The 18724-nt window shown below is 67.7% G+C and carries 12 protein-coding genes; 7 read left to right on the top strand and 5 right to left on the bottom strand.

Translation table 11 applies throughout. The features are described from left to right. Positions 1 to 65: 65 nt before the first annotated feature. Together Poly30_RS14305 and Poly30_RS14300 are read right to left on the bottom strand one after the other, a co-directional pair. Entirely contained in the window at positions 66 to 1673 is a 1608-nt protein-coding gene (locus Poly30_RS14305) for a sulfatase-like hydrolase/transferase (protein WP_419190183.1), read from the bottom strand. A 206-nt stretch (positions 1674 to 1879) separates the two neighbouring features. After that, a complete protein-coding gene (locus tag Poly30_RS14300; protein WP_419190182.1) occupies positions 1880 to 4495 on the bottom strand; it encodes a DUF5060 domain-containing protein in 2616 nt (871 codons plus the stop codon). A gap of 283 nt (positions 4496 to 4778) precedes the next feature. Between Poly30_RS14300 and Poly30_RS14295 the strand changes: the two genes are divergently transcribed. Then, a complete protein-coding gene (locus Poly30_RS14295) occupies positions 4779 to 6176 on the top strand; it encodes a toxin-antitoxin system YwqK family antitoxin (protein ID WP_145198400.1) in 1398 nt (465 codons plus the stop codon). Positions 6177 to 6255: 79 nt separating this feature from the next. Then, entirely contained in the window at positions 6256 to 7545 is a 1290-nt protein-coding gene (gene glyA, locus Poly30_RS14290) for a serine hydroxymethyltransferase (RefSeq protein WP_145198398.1), read from the top strand. 54 nt (positions 7546 to 7599) lie between these two features. Here glyA and Poly30_RS14285 read toward each other — a convergent pair whose 3' ends face one another. After that, positions 7600 to 7902, bottom strand: coding sequence for a hypothetical protein (locus tag Poly30_RS14285; protein WP_145198396.1), 303 nt, complete (start codon positions 7900 to 7902; stop codon positions 7600 to 7602). A 92-nt stretch (positions 7903 to 7994) separates the two neighbouring features. Next, complete coding sequence (mtnA, locus tag Poly30_RS14280) at positions 7995 to 9110, bottom strand: S-methyl-5-thioribose-1-phosphate isomerase (RefSeq protein WP_145198394.1); 1116 nt, start codon at positions 9108 to 9110, stop codon at positions 7995 to 7997. 186 nt (positions 9111 to 9296) lie between these two features. Between mtnA and Poly30_RS14275 the strand changes: the two genes are divergently transcribed. After that, positions 9297 to 11441, top strand: coding sequence for an acyl-CoA dehydrogenase family protein (locus Poly30_RS14275; RefSeq protein WP_145198392.1), 2145 nt, complete (start codon positions 9297 to 9299; stop codon positions 11439 to 11441). A gap of 5 nt (positions 11442 to 11446) precedes the next feature. Here Poly30_RS14275 and Poly30_RS14270 read toward each other — a convergent pair whose 3' ends face one another. After that, positions 11447 to 12343: a phosphoribosylaminoimidazolesuccinocarboxamide synthase gene (locus tag Poly30_RS14270; RefSeq protein ID WP_145198390.1), complete on the bottom strand. Its 897-nt coding sequence runs from the start codon at positions 12341 to 12343 to the stop codon at positions 11447 to 11449. Between the two features lie 110 nt (positions 12344 to 12453). On the opposite strand from Poly30_RS14270, the gene Poly30_RS14265 reads away from it, so the two are divergent. The 4 genes from Poly30_RS14265 (at position 12454) to Poly30_RS14250 (ending at position 18714) form a co-directional block, all read left to right on the top strand. Beyond that, on the top strand, positions 12454 to 13923 hold the full coding sequence (locus Poly30_RS14265; protein ID WP_145198388.1) for a 3-phosphoshikimate 1-carboxyvinyltransferase: 1470 nt from the start codon (positions 12454 to 12456) through the stop codon (positions 13921 to 13923). Between the two features lie 12 nt (positions 13924 to 13935). Then, positions 13936 to 14955, top strand: coding sequence for a UDP-glucose 4-epimerase GalE (gene galE, locus Poly30_RS14260; RefSeq protein ID WP_145198386.1), 1020 nt, complete (start codon positions 13936 to 13938; stop codon positions 14953 to 14955). 112 nt (positions 14956 to 15067) lie between these two features. Next, positions 15068 to 16792 carry a S41 family peptidase gene (locus Poly30_RS14255; protein WP_419190181.1) on the top strand — a complete coding sequence of 575 codons (1725 nt, stop codon included), beginning with the start codon at positions 15068 to 15070 and terminating at the stop codon, positions 16790 to 16792. Then, complete coding sequence (locus tag Poly30_RS14250; RefSeq protein WP_145198382.1) at positions 16789 to 18714, top strand: M28 family peptidase; 1926 nt, start codon at positions 16789 to 16791, stop codon at positions 18712 to 18714. The genes Poly30_RS14255 and Poly30_RS14250 overlap by 4 nt, the downstream gene beginning before the upstream one ends. Positions 18715 to 18724: the final 10 nt, after the last annotated feature.

Raw genomic sequence — 18724 nt, 5'->3', positions numbered from 1 at the left:
CCAGTAGCAAGAGGTGCCAGTAGCGAGAGGTGCCAGTAGCGAGTAGCGCCAGCAGGCACGCGGTGCTACTTCGGCGCAGGTTCTTCCCACTGGACCATCGGGATCAGGATGCGGTCGCAGCCTTCTTCCGGGCAGCGCTGACGCTTGTCGCTGTGGACCTCGGTGTGGCGCGGGCAGGTCCACCACCAGTTTCCGGTGCCCTTGTCCGCGGCCGAGTAGCCGAGCGAAATGAGAATGTCCGACTTGCCGCCGTCCGCTTCGGACGACATCTCCGTCATCGGGAAGGGCTCGGTGACCCAGGGGTTGCGCTCCGAGAGATTGGCCAGAAGGCGCTCGACCTGCTCCGGGTGCTCCCCGATCACGTTCCGCACTTCCTTGGGGTCGATGCCGACATGGAACAGCTCGCTCATGTTCGGCATGCTCGGCTTGTAGATCAGCTTCCACTCGCCATCCGTGACCATGAACAGGAACGTCGCGTCCGGGCGATGCTTCCACATGCCCGCGTTGAAGTCATAGCCGTTGATCTGCTCCCCGTAGGCCCAGAGGTCGCCGCCGGACTGTCCTTCGATCCGAGGGACGAGCGACTCTCCGTCGATGCGGCCATCGATGGGGGAGATACCGGCGAGGTCGAGCAGGGTCGGGGCCACGTCCGCCGTTCTTACCTGGTCGGTCAGGCGCTGGCCAGCGGGCACGCCGGGGCCCCGCAGGATCAGCGGTACGTGGACCTGCTCGCGGTACAGCATTCGATGGTTCGACCAGCGGTGCAGCTCCATTCCGTCCTCGAGCCCCTGGCCGTGGTCCGCCGTCACGGCCATGACCGTGTTGTCGAGGAGTCCCTTCGTGCGCAGCGCCGTCAGGAGCGTGCCGATGTTCTGGTCCTGCCAGCGCACCTCCCCCGCGTACTCGCGGGTCTGACGATCCGCGATGTCCTTCAACTCCGGCGAGTTCATCAGCGGCCCCCAGCTGTCGCCCGGCGGCAGCTTGACGGGGTCGTGCGGATCCCAGTAGTGAATCCAGAGGAAGAAGGGCTGGTCCTGCTGGGCGGCGTCTCCGACGGCTTCATCGAGCCAGGACACCGTCCGTTCGGTGGTCTCGTCGGAGCGCCGCTGGAAGGTCTGAACGTCCCAGCTGACCTTGTCCCGTCCCGGCTTGGCTTCGAGACTCGCGGTGAAGGAGTCGAAGTGATCGAAGCCGCGGTCGAAGCCGAAGGTGGCCGACACCGGGAAGGCGCTGTGCACCGCAGCGGTGCGGTACCCGGCTTCCTTGAACTTCGTCGCCAGCGTCTCGTGCTCGTCCTCGAGCTTGAAACCGCTGTCCGCGGAGAGCACACGAACGCCGTGGTTGTACTGGAACTTGCCCGTGAGGATGGTCGCGTGGGACGCGGGCGTCAGGCCCGAGGAGCTGACGGCGCGCTCGAAGATCGTGCCTTCGCTCGCGAGACCGTCGATCGCGGGCGTGCTACCGGTCGTCGCCCCGTAGCACGTGAGGTAGTCGGCGCGGACCGTGTCCAGCGTGATCAGGATGACGTTCGGCTTCTTCGCCGACGTCTCGGGGTCGGCCTCGCCGTCCTTCTGGCTTCCGCCGCAGGCCGCAGCCAGCCCGGTGGCCACGAGCAGGAGCCAGGGCCGAAGAAGTCGTGGAGCGGGGAGCGTCGTGCGGGCTTGATCGTTCATCACGGAAGGAGAATAGCGGGTTGGGGCCCTATTCCCGAGGCCGGAAACGGGAGCTTCATGCGGCGGCGCGACAGAGGGTACGGGGGATGGCCTCCAATGTTGGTACAGGCGCCCCACCGATCCGGGGTGACGGGAGGCGCCCGCGCCGGAGGTCCATCCGGCGCGGGCGCTGCTTCCTGGCACCTGGCCTGCAGGGTGCATCGCGATCAATCGCGGTCCAGGAAGACGATCCAGTCGAGTTCAGGCTGGGAGACCATCACCTGGAGTGGTTGAGTTTGGCCTCCTTCGAGCGTCGGACCCTGGGCGACCTCCTCGCCCGTCCGCGGATCGAACCAGCGGACCCGGAACGTGCCGTGGAGGTTCAGCAGACTCAGGGAGGGTGCGTCGAGTGCGTCCGGCAGGAAGATGACGACGTCGTTTCCAGGGAGCCCCATGGCTTCCGCGCCGCCGAATTGCTCCGTCGCCGTGGTGACAATGTGGTCCATGGGGACGAGCGCCTGGAAGTCGACGTGCTCCTCGAGGAACTCGCGCGCAATCCGGCTGAATCGGAAGAGGCTCTCCCGTGTCCGGAAGTTCTCCATCTTCACGTCGCCGCCAAGGGGAAGCGTGTGGTACCCGGCGTACCACTCGATGCCTCCGTTGGAGAAGAGGACGTCGTAGAGGACCTCCTTGCGCATCTCGTCGGAGTTCGATCCGTTGGCGCCCACGTTCCAGGTGCCATTCTCGTCCATGTCGACGATCCACCGGCGACCCGCGGCCTGGGTCATGTTCCGCACCATCTGCGTGAGGTTGTCGGAGAGTGACGGGGCGTATTGGACCGAGGCCGCGTCGAAGAGCGGATCTCCCACGAGGTCTTGGTAGATGGCCACGTCGTTCGGGTGCGTGTGCACGGCAACGGGGTGACGGTACGCGTCGATGGCCTTCATATACGACGCCATTTCACGGAGCGTTTCGATCGGGTAGTCGTTCTCTTCGCAGAGGTTCCACTTGACGCCGTTGAGGTAGCCAAACCGCGCGACGAGTTCACGGAAGAAGAGCTTGCGCTCCGTGCCCATCTCGCCTTCGTCGAGCCAGTGCTCGTTGGCCCACTCGGTCTCGGCGAGCACGAATTGGACCAGGATGCCCTGCTCCTGGGCGTGGTTCAGCACGTGATTCCACTGGTGAAGACGGCTGATGTCGTAGTGGGTCTTGTCGAAGTGAGTCTTCTCGTAGCCGACGAAAGGAGTCGTCTCCTGGCCGTCGCCGCCGAGGTTCATCGGCAGGAAATAGAGCGAATTGACGCCCTGCTCGCCGAGGTAGTTGAGCGCGCCGATGATGCCCTTCGAGTCAACGCCGGACGTCGACGAAACGAAGAGGGGGTCACCTGGGTTCCAGTCCTGCACGTGCGGTGCGAACTCGTGGATGATGCCGACGCCGCCGTTGTCCTGGACGCCGTCGAAGCCAGCGTAGCCCATGAAGTTCTCGGGGCTGTTCGTTCCGGTCTTGATGAAGGGCTTGCCGCTCCCCTGGTGCTGGAGATAGAAGTCGTTCACGTAGTCGAGCCGTCCCTTGCCGAGAAGTCCAGGAGCCTGGCTATCGCCCTCCAGGACACCGAAGCGGCCGGTAGCGCCGTCGAAGTAGACGGCCTCACCCGCGTGATCATCGAGGCTATTGGCGACGGTCTCGCCCGAGCGAAAGCTCGCGGTGTAGGTCCAGATGCCGGGTGCGTCTGGAGTGAACCGCGCTCGCCAGACGTTGCCCTCGCCGTTTCCGAGTCCGTCGCCATCGAAGAAGCCGGGGACGACCATGTCGGTCCCATCGGGCCTGGTGAGCTTCAGATTGAACCGGTAGTCGAGGAACGGGTTGGGCGCGGTCGCCCGTTCGTTGGTCGCCGGTCCGCGGAAGCTGACCGTGACCGGGTGCCAGACCATGCCCGCTCCGTCGACTCGTCCCGCGGTGCCGACCTGGTTCACGAAGCCGAAGTCGTAGTCGTCCGCAGAGATCGTGTCGGTGACCTGAAGGCGAACCGGGACCGCGAAGTCTCCCTTGACCCGGATGCGAGCCGTGCGACTACGGGGACCGGTCCCGTCCACGAAGCGCGCACCTCGGATCTGCCAGAATACCGACAGGGCGTCTCCATCGGGGTCGACGCAGTTCGAGGAGTCGAGGGTGACGGTGGTCGAGAATCCGTCGTCGACCGGAACCTCACCGGGAACGACCCGCGCAGCCGCGATGGGGGAATCGTTGGTGCTGCCGCGGTTCGACTCGGGGTGGGCAAGCGACAGCGGGTTCGCCGCGCCGTCGTGGAACAGGTGGATGCGGTCGAGCATGAAGTCCTGGCTGCGACCGGAGAACTCGAGGCGGTGGAGCCCGGCGGTGAGCTGGTACTCGGCGTCCGGCTTGTCGGTGTGGCTGAATTCGTGCTGCGTCGTCCAGGTCCACTGGCCGCGCTGCCACGAGAACGTCTTGACCCAGGCGCCACCGTCCAGTCGTACCCAGACGTCGTTCGCCTCGGTGCTGTCGGGGTGGTCGTGGCGGTTACGCAGGCGGAAGTGATAGCGCCCGGCCTCTGCGATCTCGAAGTCGAACGCGAAAACGTCCTGGCCCGGGGTGTTGAAGAGGTTCCCGCCGTTCCAGCGGAGGTAGCTCTCTCCCGTGAAGCCGCTGAGGTTCGTCTCCGTCAACCAGCTGCCCGTGGGGGATCCCGACTCCATTTCCATCACGAGGAGCCCGTTTTCCGCGAGGAAAGGGCCGTCGTCCCCCAGGGCGAACGCGGGCGCCATGGTGATTGCGAGGGCCGCCGAGCCCACGGCGAAGAGCCGATGAATCGTGTTGGTTCTCATGGTGCTGTCCTGCTTCATGGAGCGCCCGGGACTGGCTCCGGGGTTGCCCTTGCCTGGACCAGCTGGCCTGCAAGCGCTCCGTAAAGGGACTGTCGGGGTTCCCCCGGGTAGAACTTGGGCTCAATAAGCAGTTTCCTACGTTCGGAGAAAGGTCTGTTCACCGCTAAGCGCTCTCACGCTCCCGTGGGGCCAAGTGACTGGGCCAGATCGGGACAGTGAGCGGAAGGGTGGAAACCTCGTCGAGAGGCCTCGGTCTGCTCCCGGAACGGGCTAGGATTCGAACATGAGCCATGTTTTCCGATGCGTCCGCGATCCGCGGACGAGCCGAAGCCTCCCGCCAGTCAGCCGCTCGAACCGCCTGGAGGGATCAGAACCCTCCGGCAGGCCCTATCTTGGCGCCGCATGGGGCGTCCTGGCGCTGCTGCCTCTTCTCGCGGTTGCCTGCGGCGACCAAGGGACGGACCGTCCGGCTTCAGCCACCGGTGCAGACGCGATCACGAGCTCCGGGACCACGATGACCGTGGAGTACTTCGATCCCGAGACGAAGCTCCTGAAGAGGTCAGAAGGCGAGACTCTCTACGGCAAGTACGTCGGCAAGCGCACCTTCTGGCACAAGAATCAGCAGGTCGCGAAAGAGGGCCAGTACGACGATCAGGGCCGCATGACGGGCGAGTGGAAGGAGTATCACCGCACGAACGGTCTTCCCTCGGCCGCCTACAGCTACGTCCGTGACGAACTCGAGGGCCCGTTCCTCAAGTGGCACCCCAACGGCCAGAAGGCCGAGGAAGGGCGTTACGCAGGCGGGCTGAAAGAGGGTGAGTGGGTCACATGGCACCTGAACGGCAAGGAGGCCACCAAGGCCAGGTTCGACGCCGGGAAGGAGATCGGCGAGTTCACCGCCTGGCACGAGGACGGTTCGGTGAAGGAGCGCGGTCGCTTCGAGAACGGAACGCGCGTCGGCGTCCACGAGGGGTTCACCCCGAGCGGCCAGCTCTACGCCCGCGCCGAGTACAAGGACGGCGTCCCCGTCGGGACGATCCAGGGCTGGCACGAGGACGGTTCCGAGCGGCATCTCCTTCCGATGGAGGGCGGTGAGCCCAACGGCGAAGAGAAGGCGTGGTGGGAGAACGGACAGCTGCGCTACACCAAGACCTGGAAGAACGGTCGTCGCGTGGGCCCCGACCTTCAGTACCACAGGAACGGCAACCGCCACATCCAGGGCCGATACGTCGACGGCGTCCTCCAGGGCGTCGTGCGCGAATGGTACGACGACGGAAAGCTCGGCGGCCTCATCACCTTCCAGAGCGGCCAGAAGGTCGGACTCGGTCGCAACTGGTACCCGAACGGACAGCTCGCCGTCCTCGACAACTACGTCGCCGATCAACCGCTCGGACTGCATCAAACCTGGCACGAGTCAGGGGTTCGCAAGCAGTTCGGCAACCTCGACGGTGAGAAGCGGCGCGGCACCTGGTTCATCTGGGACGCGCAGGGAACGCTGCTCACCGGCAACCCCCAGGCGTCCGGCTTCTTCCGCGACGGCACCTTCGAGCGGCCCCTGAACGCCGACGAACTGGCTGGCGCCGAGCAGCTCCAGAAGAACACCGAGCCGATGCCCGTCGAGACCGATGTGGTCGATCCCCTGAAGCTCTTCGATCTCTCGGGCGAGCCGATCGAGGACTGATCGACGTCGCGCCGCACGCGACATTCCGAACTTCACCCTGCCCCCGCGACATCTCGCGGGACGAGCCCCGAGCCAGAACATGACCGACACCATTCCTTCGACCGATACCCTTGGCTCTTCCACCGGCGGTTTCCGCTCCAAGGACGTTCGCACCGATGACGCCGTCTGGGCGTCCATCGCGCGCGAAGAGAAGCGCCAGCAGGATCAGCTCGAGCTGATCGCCTCCGAGAATCACGCCTCGCCCGAGGTCATCGCGGCCATGGGGACGGCGCTCACCAACAAGTACGCGGAGGGCTACCCGGGCCGTCGCTACTACGGCGGCTGTGAGTTCGTCGACGAGGTCGAGGACCTCGCCCGCGACCGCGCGAGGGAGCTGTTCGGCTCCGAGCGCGCGAACGTTCAGCCCCACAGCGGCACCCAGGCCAACATGGCGGCCTTCATGGCGCTGATCGACCCGGGCGACAAGGTCCTGGCGATGTCGCTGGACCACGGCGGCCACCTGAGCCACGGCCACCCGAAGAACTTCAGCGGCGTGTTCTACGAGTTCCACAGCTACGGCGTGGAGAAGGGCACGGAGCGCGTCGACATGGACCAGGTGCGCGACCAGGCGAAAGCCGTTCGGCCGAAGCTGCTCCTCGCGGGCGCCTCGGCCTATTCGCGCCCGCTCGATTTCGCCGCGTTCGCCGAGATCGCCAGGGAAGTCGACGCGCTGCTCATGGTCGACATGGCCCACATCGCGGGCCTCGTGGCCGGGGGCGTCCATGAAAGCCCCGTTCCGCACGCCGACGTCGTCACGCTCACGACGCACAAGACGCTCCGCGGGCCGCGCGGCGGCATGATTCTCTGCCCGAAGGACCGGATCGTGAAGATCAACAGCGCTCTGTTTCCGGGCGGCCAGGGCGGGCCGCTCATGCACGTCATCGCGGCCAAGGCCATCGCCTTTCGCGAGGCCCAGCAGGACTCCTTCAAGGCCTACGCGGCCCAGGTCGTGAGGAACGCGAGCGTGCTGGCGGACACCCTCACCGAGCACGGCATCCGCATCGTCTCGGGCGGCACGGACAATCACGTCATGCTCGTGGACGTCGGCAGTATCGGCCTGTCCGGCGCTGCCGCCGAGGATGCGCTTCACCGCGTCGACATCACGTGCAACAAGAACCTCATCCCGTTCGACGAGCGTCCTCCGATGGAGGCCTCAGGGGTGCGCCTCGGCACGGCGGCGATCACCACGCGGGGCCTCGACGAGGGCGACATGAAGTCGCTGGGCGGCTGGATCGCGGAAACGCTGAAAGCGCCGGAGGACGAGGCCGTCATTGGCCGCGTCCGCGGCGCCGTCGCGGAGCTGACCGGCCGGAAGCCGATCTACCATTGATCGGGTGATACCGATCCGTTGGTGCTGATCCGGTCCTGTGGCGCTGATCCGGCGTCACTGGCCGTTCTGACGCTGGTAGCCGAGGTCCTTGACGATGTCGAGGACCTCGGACCAGGTCGGGAACGGACGCCCTTCCAGACGCTTGTAGTCGTCGATCGCCTGGATGAACTCCAGCACGTCGTCCGGCATCTGATCTGGCTTCGTGCTCGCAGGTGCGGGCTTGGGAGCCGCTTTCTTGCCGCCTTTCTTGGGGGACTTCACCGAGGTCTCACCGCTGGCGACGGCCTTGGTGGACTTCTTACGCGCGTCAGAGCGGCTCGCGGCTGGCTTCTTGGAGGTCGTCTTCTTGGGGCTCATGGCTAACACCGGGGGTATGCGATGCAGTGCCTTCGGCGGCGGTTCACTCCATTCTTGAGCCTGTCCGGGAATGGGACCCGGCCCGGCGCTGCCTATCCCTTTCGCCACTGGACTCCGCCGCGGTCCAACGCGGCCTCGATCCCCGTCATCGAGGGAGACTCGATGATTCCGGCCTCGGTGATGATCGAGGTCACGAGCTCCGCGGGGGTCACGTCGAACGCAGGCGCGTAGACCTTGGCGTCCATGGGGGCGGTGCGGTTCCCGAAGCCCTCGGTGATCTCGGACGCAGGGCGTTCCTCGATCGGGATCAGCTTCCCCGAGTCCAGGTAGGGGTCGACCGTGGAGAGCGGCGCGACCACATGGAATGGAATGCCGTGGTGCTTCGCCGCGAGCGCGACCCCGAAGGTGCCGATCTTGTTGCAGACGTCGCCGTTGCGTGTGATGCGGTCGGATCCGACGAAGACGGCGTCGATCTTGCCCTCGGACATGACGCGGGCGGCCATGCTGTCGGTGATGAGCGTGACGTCGATTCCGGCGCGCATGAGCTCCCAGGTCGTGATGCGAGCGCCCTGGAGCAGCGGTCGCGTCTCGTCCGAGAACACGTGAACGCGCTTGCCCTGGGCATGGGCGGTGTAGATGGGCGCGAGGGCCGTCCCGATGCCCGCGGTGGCGAGGGCGCCCGCGTTGCAGTGGGTCAGGAGCGTCGCTCCGTCCTGGATCAGCTCGGCCCCGAGGAGGCCCATGGTGCGGCACGTCTGGCGGTCGCCCTCGTAGATCGCCATGGCCTCGGCGAAGGCGGCGGCCCTGAGTTCCTCCTGCGATGAGCTTCCCGCGAGGCTCTCCAGCTTCGAGAGAACCTTCGCCGTCGCCCACATGAGGTTGACCGCGGTGGGCCGAGACGCGTCGAGCGTCTTCTTGGTCTCGCGCGCGACCTCCAGGACGTCGCGGTCCGAGCCGGCGATCCCTAGCACCATCCCGAAGCCCGCGGCGACGCCGATGGCGGGGGCCCCCCGGACGGCGAGGCGATAGATGGCATCGACCATCTCGGGCACCGTCCGGACGAGGAGCTGCTCCTCGCGAAGTGGGAGGAACGTCTGCTCGAGCATGGTGACGTGCCCGTCGAGGCCGCCGACCCAGCTCAAGGTCTCGAAGGGGAGTTCGACGTCGATGGGGGCCGATGGGCCCGCGCTTGATTCAGATCCGGACATGCCGGAAGAGTACCGGCCCCGCTCCGGGTCTGCGGCGTCCGGCGGCCCCTAACGGGCGAACCATGAAGAGAGAGCCAAGCCGAGGCCGCTTCTGGGACGATAGATGGGGCATCGGGTCGCCCGATGAGCTAACTCTTAGGCAGCCCCAGGGCGCGGCCTCCCCGCGCACCGATGTTCACGCAAGCCATGACTGATACAGCACTCGACCCTTCCAAGGCGCCCGTTCCTGCGACCGAGGGAGCATCCTCGCCCGAGACAGACGCGCCCGACGGGCCCGGCTCCACGGCCGCGCAGGCTCTCGCAGCCGCTGGTGACGCCGAGCAGGCGCGTGATGTCGCGGCCCTCGACGACTCGGCGATCGCCGCCCAGAAGCGCCTGGGCGCGAGCCGCGCGGGTCTCGTTCAGCGACTGGTGTACGGCCCGGCTCCCAAGGCCGAGGAGCTGAGCTCCGGCGCGAAGATCGGCAAGGGTGCGGACGGCAAGGGCCTCTCCAGGGCCGGCCAGGCCATGGTGAAGGCGGCGATCGGCTGCATCGGCCGCGGCGAGGCCTTCGAGGCCGACGCCAAGCTGAGCGCCGCGCTGCGCAAGGCCGTCGCCGAGGAGAAGGGCTACAGCTTCACCGTCCCCGAGGAGTTCGGCGGCGCGGGCTCGAACTACGGCGACCTGGCGCTCGCGGAGGAAGCGCTGGCCGCGAACGGTCTCGGCGCGCTCGCGGTGGAGGTCTCGGGCGAGCTGACGATCGGCGCGGGCTCGCTCCTCGCCTACGGAACGGATGCCCAGAAGAGCACGTTCCTTCCGATGCTCAGCGAAGGGCGCCTCATGGCGTTCGCCCTCACCGAGGTCGGGGTCGGCGTCAACGCCAAGAAGGTCCAGGCCTACGTCGAACTCGACGAGGAGAACGACTGCTATCGCCTGCACGCCACCGGCCCGCGCGCGAAGATGTACATCACGAACGCGTCCCATGGCGCGCTCGCGGGGCTCGTCGCGCGGATCGGAAAGAACGGCCGTAAGGTCGGGCTCTTCATCGTCGAGTTGCCCGAGCATGACGTGAAGGTCGGCGACGACGATCCGCGCTCGGGCAAGGAAGGCGCGAAGACGGACTGGGGCTTCGAGTGCCACTCCACCGAGGTGTCCGCCTTCATGGCGAATCACAACTCGCGTATGGAGTTCGAGAACTTCCCGATCCCCCGGAGCAACCAGATCGAGGCGGACGGCGTCGAGGTGCTCTTCTACTGCCTGCGCATGGGCCGCTGCATGCTGGCCGCCATGTCGGCCGGCTATCAGCGGATGCTGGCTGCCGACGCGGCCTACTTCGCGCGCCTGCGCACCGGCGTCGGTGGCCGCGTGATCAAGCACGAGCTTCCGCGGCTCAACCTGGGGACGGTGCTCGGCGGCGCGCTGCAGTCGCGCGCGCTCTCGCACCTCTCGCTCCAGCAGGACGCGGACGGGGTGGACCTCGCGGGCCTGCGTGACCTGACGAAGTCCGCGGCCTCCGGCACCGCGATGGAGTCCCAGGCCGCGACCGAGCACGTGCTCGGCGGGCGTACGTTCCACACGTCCCAGCGCGTCAGCGACAGCCGCGCCAACATCCACGTCTTCGGCGTGGTCGAGGGCGAGGACGACCTGATCCTGATGGGGATGGTCAAGGACGTGACGGGCGGCTTCACCGAGCGCTACATGGCCGGGATGCTCGGCGTGATTCAGTCGATCAACGTGGATGATGACGGCAACCCCGTTGCGCCCCAGGATATGATCCTGCGCATCACACCCCTGACGGCGCTCAAGTATCCGGGGCGCGTCGTGAAGGCGACGGGTCGCCTGCTGTCGAACGCGTCGTTCTGGGCGCTCGTCGGCTGGATCGTGATGAACGGCCTCATCGAGGTTCTGCGCCTACCGCTGCGCCTCGTCCCGACGGCCTGGATGCCGCGCTACCGCGCGCTGCCGAAGCGCCTGCGCGGCCCGGCCCGCTGGGCCGAGCGCGGCCTGCGCTTCGTGCGCTGGCAGAACCTGGGCTTGAACCTGTGGTTCCAGCTGGAGCTGACGCGCGCGCAGATTCCGCTCCAGCGCCTCGGCAAGACGATGGAGCATCTGACCGCGATCGTGGCCCTGTGCTACCACGCGTCGAAGCAGGACATCACGCAGCAGCGGGTGGCCGAGCTTCAGTCGCGCAGGCTGATGGCCAAGACCCGCGCCATCGGCATCCTGAGCGACCTCGTCGGCATGGAGCGTCTGCGCGAGGTGGTGGCCGAGGTCGGCTCGGACATCGAGTTCGGCCGGTCGACGCTGATCACGGACATCGAGCCACAGATGTACGCGATGCCCTGGGAGTGAACCGATCAGTCCGGACGTGATCCCGTGATCATCTCGCAGACTTCCAGGTAGCGCTCTGCCACCCGCGAGACGACCTCGGGATCCAGCTCCGGCGCCGGATACTCCTTGTTCCAGTCGAGCGTCTCCAGCCAGTCCCGCAGGATCTGCTTGTCGTAGCTCGGCGGGCTGATCCCCGTGCGGTAATCGGCCTCCGCCCACATCCGCGACGAATCCGGCGTCAGCGCCTCGTCGATCAGCAGCGTCTTCCCGTTGCGGACCCCGAGCTCGAACTTCGTGTCCGCGAGCCGGAGTCCGTGGGGAGCCAGCTCTTCGGTGCCGAACTGGAACAGCCGGAGACACAGGGCCTTGCCCTCCTCCCAGCGCTCTTCGCCGATCAGGTCGCGGGCCTCGTCGGGTGAGAGCGGCCGGTCGTGGGCCTCCTGCTTGGTCGTCGGCGTGACGATCGGCTCGGGCAGGCGCTCTGCCTGCTTCAGGCCCGCTGGCAGCGGGATGCCGCAGATCGACTGGGTCTCCTGGTACTCCTTCCAACCGGAGCCGGCGATGTGGCCGCGCACGACCCACTCGATGGGATCGGGCTCGCAGCGGGTCACGATCATGACCCGGCCGCGGAGGCGCTCGCGCCACTCGGGATCGAGGTCTTCGACCTCGTCGATCGACGTGCTGACGAGGTGGTTCTTGCAGATCCCCCGGGTGCGTTCGAACCAGTGCGCCGCGATCTGCGTGAGCACCCGGCCCTTGTGGGGCATGCCCTGGTTCATGACGACGTCGAAGGCCGACACGCGATCCGTCGTCACGAAGAGCAGGTGGTCGGCCCCGAGGGAGTAGATGTCGCGAACCTTTCCGGAGGCGATCTGCTCCAGCTGGGCGGGCCGGTCGTCTCGACCAAGATAGACGTCTGTCATGGTTGGGGGGAGCGTTTCGAGCAGGCGAGCCTGCTCGGGGGGGGAGCGGTGAAGGGTCGTCGGGCCAGGAAGATACGCCGCCGAGGTCCGCCGTGCTACGATGGGGGCCGATGTCGGATTCCTCCGGAAGCCCCAGGGGCACACTCGCTTCTTTCTCCTGTGAGTCCCGCGTCGCGGGGGTCATCGCGATTCCGACGTCCAAGTCGATCGCGCAGCGCGCCGTCGTGGCCGCGCTCCTCGCCCGGGGTACCACGCGCATCGAGGGGCTGCCCCCGTCGGACGACGTCCTCCACGCCATTCGATCGGCCCGCGCCGCCGGCGCCGCCTTCCCGAGCGCGTCACGCCCGGACGACCTGCTGGAGACGGCTCTCGTGGGCCGCCGCGGCTTCGGCCAGCTGACCGGCGCGCCGCTGATGCGCTCGCGGGACGGTGTGACCGAAGGGGCGCGCCCGTGGTGCACCCTGCCGGTGGGGGAATCCGGCACGGCCGCACGACTCTTCACGGCTGCCGTCGCCCTGGCCCGGCCCGCGGGCTCCGGCGCCGAGGTCGTGCCGTCCGGCTCTCTGGTGAGGCGCACGAGCCCGGCGCTCTTCGAGGCGCTTCGAAGGGCTGGCGTCGGAGTCGAGCGGAGTCATCAGGATCAAACGGGGTCCTGGCCGGTTCTTCTGACGGCAGCCGCGCCGCCCGACATCATCGATCTCGCCGGCCCGGGCTCGAGCCAGGAGGTCAGCGCTCTTCTGATGGCGCTGGCCGCGCATTCCGAGCAGCACCAGCTGCGCGTGATCGGACCGATCCCGAGCCGCGGCTACGTCGACATCACGATCGATGTCCTCACGCGCTTCGGCGCCTTCGTTCGCTCCAGTCCGCTCGGAAGCGACGACGCGTCGAACGCGGGCGAGACGTTCATCGTCCAGGGGCCGCTCGTCGCTCCCGAAGCGGGCTTCGTCGTCGAGCCCGACGCCAGCAGTGCGGCCGTCGCGCTCGCGGCGTCGGCGCTTTCCGGCGGCGGAGAGGTCCGCGTGGAGGGACTCGGGCTGCACTCTCGCCAGCCCGATGTCGCCATCGTGCGCGCGCTCGCCGAGTTCGGCTGCGACACGACTGCCTCTGGCCAGGAGTCGCTGGTGTGCTCCGGCGAGCCCACGCGCGGCGCTTCGATCGACTGCTCGCTGATCCCGGACGCAGCGCCGGTCCTCGCCGCCGTCGGGGCCTTCGTCGCGCTGCGCGGCTTCGGACGTACGAAGCTGACGGGCCTCGAGACGCTCCCCGGCAAGGAGAGCTCCCGGATCGAAGTGCTCGCCGCGGGGCTCCGCGCCGTCGGTCTCAGCGTCGATCACGACGATCGCTCGCTGACGATCCACCAGTCCACGACCGAGCCCGCGCCTCGGAGGCAGCCCATCGTGCTGGACGCCTGCGGCGACCATCGGATGGCGTTTGCTTTCGCGCTCCTCTCCCTCTGCATCGACGAGGTATGGGTGAGCGGCGCTCGCTCTGTGGCGAAGTCCTGGCCGGACTTCTGGTCCAGCCTGACGCGCTCCGGCGCGATCCTTCGACCCGATTCCAAAGCGCCCCACCACCCCTGATTCGACCCTTCGATGACGTCCTCCTCCGAAGCCACGCCCGACGGCCCCGTTCTCGTTTGCGGAGGGGCTGGCTACATCGGCAGCCACTGCACCGCTCTGCTCCAGAAGCGCGGCGTTCCCGTGGTCGTCTTCGACAACCTCTCGACCGGCCATCGGGAAGCCGTGTCGGCTCCCCTCGTGATCGGGGAACTCGGCGACCGCGAACAGATCGCCGCCGCTCTGAAGGAGCACCAGCCCCGCGCCGTCATTCACTTCGCGGCGAAGTGCTACGTCGGCGAGTCGGTCACCGATCCGGCGATCTACTACCGGGAGAACGTTCACTACACGTGGAACCTTCTGGAGGAGATGCGCGCCGCCGGCGTCCACGACCTCGTGTTCTCGTCGACCTGCGCCACCTACGGCGAGCCGAACGAGATCCCGATCCCCGACGATCATCCCCAGGAGCCGATCAACCCCTACGGTCGCACCAAGCTCCACATGGAGCACATGATGCGCGACTACGCCCACGCGTACGAGATGCGCTACGCCGCGCTGCGCTACTTCAATGCCGCGGGCGCGCGCGCGGAGGGCGGGATCGGCGAGGATCACGCCCCCGAGACGCACCTGATTCCGCTCGTACTCCAGGTCGCCCTCGGCCAGCGCGACAAGATCATGGTCTTCGGCGACGACTACGAGACGCGCGACGGCACCTGCATCCGCGACTACATCCACGTCGATGACCTCGGGGATGCGCACCTGCGCGCCCTCCGCTATCTCCAGGACGGCAAGGGGAACCTGGAGTGCCATCTCGGCACAGGTAACGGTTTCACGGTCAAGGAGATCATCGAGGCCGCGCGCGAGATCACGGGCCACGCCATTCCATTCGAGGTCGCCCCGCGGCGTCCGGGGGACCCGGCGATGCTCGTCGCGGGCGGCACGAAGGCCAAGGACGCGCTCGGCTGGGTTCCCGCCAAGGGCGACGTACGCGACGTGATCCGCGACGCATGGGCGTTCCACTCGAAGCACCCGGACGGCTACGCAAGTCTTCCTTGAACCGATCGAGTTCTTGGCGCATGGAGGCGCAGTGATGGGAGGGCGGAATCAGTGCAGGAGAGAGGCCGCGACGATCGGGCGAACCGGGAGAAGCCGTGTCGCGCCGCGGCGCATGCCAGCCCTCGCATTGGCCCTCGTGTCGGCTCTCTCGTGGATCGCCTCCTGCGCGACCGTCGATCCATCGGTCTTCGATGAACGCCTGAGAACGGCCACGTTTCGCGCGTATGTCGGCGCGATCGAGACGCAGTTCGGCGGCCTGGAGGCGGCCGGGGTCTCCGCCGACGACCTGCGTGAGCGCTACGGTTCCCGGGCCGCGTCCGCCGAGTCGCCCGCCGAGTTCTACCGCGTCCTCAGCGAGATGCTCGCCGATCTTGACGATCCCCACGCGGTGCTCCGCGTGTCGCCTCGCTTCTGGCAGGCCCCCGTGGCAGAGCCCGAGTGGACGCAGTTCGTGCTATCCCGTGGAAGCGTGTGGGTCGGCCTACCCGCGCTTTCCATACGAAGCCGTGAGGAGCTGGCCCTCGCCGTCGCGGACTGGACGCGCTCGTTCGGTCCACGGGCCCTCGGCGATCTCGAGCCCGATGAGGTCGCACTGTTTCTGCGTCGGAGCGCAGCGTTCGGGGGACCGGGAGGGATCGCCGCAGCGCGGGAGCCGCTGGAGTGGCTGAGACTCCGCAGAATCGACGGCTTTCCCGTCGAGACGCCCCACGATGCGGAGCTCGTCGTTCGCGGGGCTCTGGGCTCGACGGTGGAGTTCGAAGTGGACCTGGAGGGCACGCCTGTGACGATCGCGCTGCTCCGCAACGCCGGGGTTTTTGAATCGGAAGTGGGGGAGGGAAGCGTTCGCCGCCGGCTCAGTCCGATCGAGCTGGCGGAGCTTCTGGAGTCGAGGAACGGGCGAGCGCGCTTCGGTTCAGGCACGCTGGTCAGCGGTCGTGCGCCGCTCTCCGCCAATCGGGCGAGGCGTCTCGCGCTCCTTCAAAGTGCCTTCCGCAGGGGGCGCCGATTCCCGCTGATCGAGTCGGAGGCGGAAGCCTTCGGTATCGAGGCCTGGCGGCTTCGGACGCCCGAAGGGCGTCGGGTCGCGTACCTCCGGATCGAGCGCTTCGAGCCCCGAACGTCAGGCAGCGATGATTCCGATGGAGAGGACGTCGTCACCCGTCCGATCGAGACGGACGAGGGCGTGAAGCCGCGCCTCGATGCCACGCTGCGATCGGCCTTCCGCGCGCTCGACGTGACGGGGTGGAGTCAGGGGCCAGGTGAGCCCATCGACGCGATGATCGTCGACGTGACGGGCAACGCCGGCGGATCCTGGGTCGAGACCGGGCTGCTGCTCAGCTACTTCCTGGACCCGGGCGTCGAGGTCGTTCCCCATGCCGTGGAGTCGGTGAGCCAGCGCGGCAACTGGTTCTTTCGAACGCGGACGCGAGCGCGTCAGTTCCTGGCGCGGGCCAACGTTCCCTGGCTGCGGCCGAAGCAGCTTTTCGTGCTCGTGGATCAGAACACCGCGAGCGCTGGCGAGATCACCGCCGCGACCCTGAGGGGCGTGGCCGGGGCGAAGCTGATCGGCGAGCGTACCGCGGGCGCGGAGTATTCGACGGCGGAGTTCCTCGCCCCGGACGGGTCCGTTCTCCGCATCGGACTCAGCGGCGGAATGCAGCCGCCGCTCGGCTCGTTTCAGGGCCGGGGGTTGACGCCGGACATCTCGATCGAACCGCTCGCGCAGATCGATGAACGGATCGACCTGGAAGCGTGGCGCGCCACGTTCCGATTCGTCGCGTTGAGCAAGGCGCTGGAGAAGATCGACCGTGACGCCGCGGACGTCGAACTCGAATGAAGCGCGGTCGTGGTGACGGGTGGGGCGACGGGCAGGACGACGACGCGGAGAGCAGCGAGACCTGGGAGCGCTGGAGAGGGCGCGCAGGTTCCTCCGACGGTCCCGACGGCTTTCGGCGCGGCGGCACGGGCGCAGCGTCGGCGCGCCTGGCGGTGGAGCCCGTTGGAAGGAGCACCGGTCGAACGGGACCCGCCTGGCTCGGTTACCTGCCGCTGGCGCTCCTGGTGACCGCCGGGATCGCGATCGGTGGCATCACGCTGCTTCGGATCCTCGGCGGGATCGGTCGCGAGCGGGCGAGGGACCTGGCGCTTCCGACGCAGCCGAGCGAGGCTCCGATCGAGGCCCTCGGCGCGATCGACGAGACCACTCTTCAGGCGTGGATCGAGAGGCTGGCGGATCCTTCGCTCGGGGGCCGTGACACGCCCAGCGCGGGCCTCGACCGCGCGCAGGCGTGGGTGGCCGAGGAGTTCCGAGCCATCGGGCTCGCGCCCTGGACCACGCACGATTCAGCGCACGATTCAGCGCACGATCTACCGCATGGGGGCCCGCTGGCGCGACCGCTCGGTGACGAAACGCTCCGCCCCTACTTCCATCCCTTCCGCGCGAGCGCCGCCTTCTTCGGGCGTGTCCCCTACGAGGCGCCACTTTTTTCGGGGCCCGGACGAGGCGACGCTGTCTGCGAGCTGATCCTTGCACGGAGCGACGCCCGGTTCACGGCCGGGACGGATTTCGTGCCCATCGCCAGGTCCAGTGCCGAGGATCCGATCTTCCGCGGCGAAGCAGAGGCCGACCTCGTCTTCGCGGGCTACGCCATCGACTCCAGGCCGAACGAGTACGACGATTTCGCCGACGTGGACGTGAGCGGGAAGATCGCGCTCGTCCTCGACGGCGAGCCGGAAGGAGGCGCCTTCGAGGGCCGATTCCAGGACGACGAGGTGACGGCGGAAGCTTGCCTCTGGAACAAGCTCGACGCGCTGGCCCGCGAGGGCGCCGCCGGCGCGCTGGTCGTCGATCTTTTCACCGAAGACGCTCCGCTGGAGTATCGCTGGACCCGGGCGTACTGGAACCCGCCGACGATGGATCAGGTGCGCGGGGGCCTGCCGACGCTTCGGATCTCCGTGGCGGCAGCCACCACGCTGCTCGGGACGTCGCCCTTGGCCCTGGCGGAGGCGATCCGTGGAGCAGGCGCTCCCGTCGCGGCGCCGGTTCCCGCCGGGACGAAGGTCCGGATGCGGGCCGCCACGATTCGAGAGGACGTCGAGCTGCGGAACGTGGTGGGACAGATTGCGTCGGAGCCAGGCCGAGGCTACCTCGTCGTCGGGGCGCACCTCGATCACATCGGCGTGGGGCCGCGGGGGAGAATCGGGTCCGGCGCCGACGACAACGCGAGCGGCGTCGCCGCGATGCTCGCCGTGGCGCGGGCGCTCATGTCCGAGGACGGGCGGCAGCGGCTGGCCGGCACGGGGGTCCTCTTCTGCGCGTTCACCGGCGAAGAAGACGGCCGGGTCGGATCCGAAGCGCTCGTGGCGCGTCTCCGCTCGAGGCCGGTCGCGCCCGGCTCCCGGGGGCGCTGTCTGGGCATGATCAATCTCGACATGATCGGCCGCGGCCCTGCCACGTCGGCGGTGGTACTGGGGCTCACCGAATGCCCCGAGATGCGCGCGCCCTTCGAGCGCGCGCTCTCGTCAGGGCTGCACGGGTTCGATCGGGTCCAGGAAGTGACGAGCCCGGAGTTCTTCCAGAGGTCGGATCACTACGCCTTCTACGAGGCGGGGATTCCTGCTCTCTTTCTGTTCGAAGACTGGCCGCATCTGCCCGGGATCTACCACACGTGGCTCGACACGCCGGAGAAATTGAGCGTCCCGAAGGTCGCTTCGATGGCGCGACTCGCCGCACTTGTCGCGTTCGAGCTCGCACGTTGACACAATGGGC

It is taken from the genome of Saltatorellus ferox (assembly GCA_007751475.1).
Lineage (GTDB): Bacteria > Planctomycetota > UBA1135 > UBA1135.
This window is presented reverse-complemented; position numbering and strand designations above follow the sequence as displayed.

Coding starts and splice junctions, on each gene's coding strand:
- Poly30_RS14305 (WP_419190183.1), bottom strand. CDS start 1,673: ATGAACGATCAAGCCCGCACGACGCTCCCCGCTCCACGACTTCTTCGG.
- Poly30_RS14300 (WP_419190182.1), bottom strand. CDS start 4,495: ATGAGAACCAACACGATTCATCGGCTCTTCGCCGTGGGCTCGGCGGCC.
- Poly30_RS14295 (WP_145198400.1), top strand. CDS start 4,779: ATGAGCCATGTTTTCCGATGCGTCCGCGATCCGCGGACGAGCCGAAGC.
- glyA (WP_145198398.1), top strand. CDS start 6,256: ATGACCGACACCATTCCTTCGACCGATACCCTTGGCTCTTCCACCGGC.
- Poly30_RS14285 (WP_145198396.1), bottom strand. CDS start 7,902: ATGAGCCCCAAGAAGACGACCTCCAAGAAGCCAGCCGCGAGCCGCTCT.
- mtnA (WP_145198394.1), bottom strand. CDS start 9,110: ATGTCCGGATCTGAATCAAGCGCGGGCCCATCGGCCCCCATCGACGTC.
- Poly30_RS14275 (WP_145198392.1), top strand. CDS start 9,297: ATGACTGATACAGCACTCGACCCTTCCAAGGCGCCCGTTCCTGCGACC.
- Poly30_RS14270 (WP_145198390.1), bottom strand. CDS start 12,343: ATGACAGACGTCTATCTTGGTCGAGACGACCGGCCCGCCCAGCTGGAG.
- Poly30_RS14265 (WP_145198388.1), top strand. CDS start 12,454: ATGTCGGATTCCTCCGGAAGCCCCAGGGGCACACTCGCTTCTTTCTCC.
- galE (WP_145198386.1), top strand. CDS start 13,936: ATGACGTCCTCCTCCGAAGCCACGCCCGACGGCCCCGTTCTCGTTTGC.
- Poly30_RS14255 (WP_419190181.1), top strand. CDS start 15,068: ATGCCAGCCCTCGCATTGGCCCTCGTGTCGGCTCTCTCGTGGATCGCC.
- Poly30_RS14250 (WP_145198382.1), top strand. CDS start 16,789: ATGAAGCGCGGTCGTGGTGACGGGTGGGGCGACGGGCAGGACGACGAC.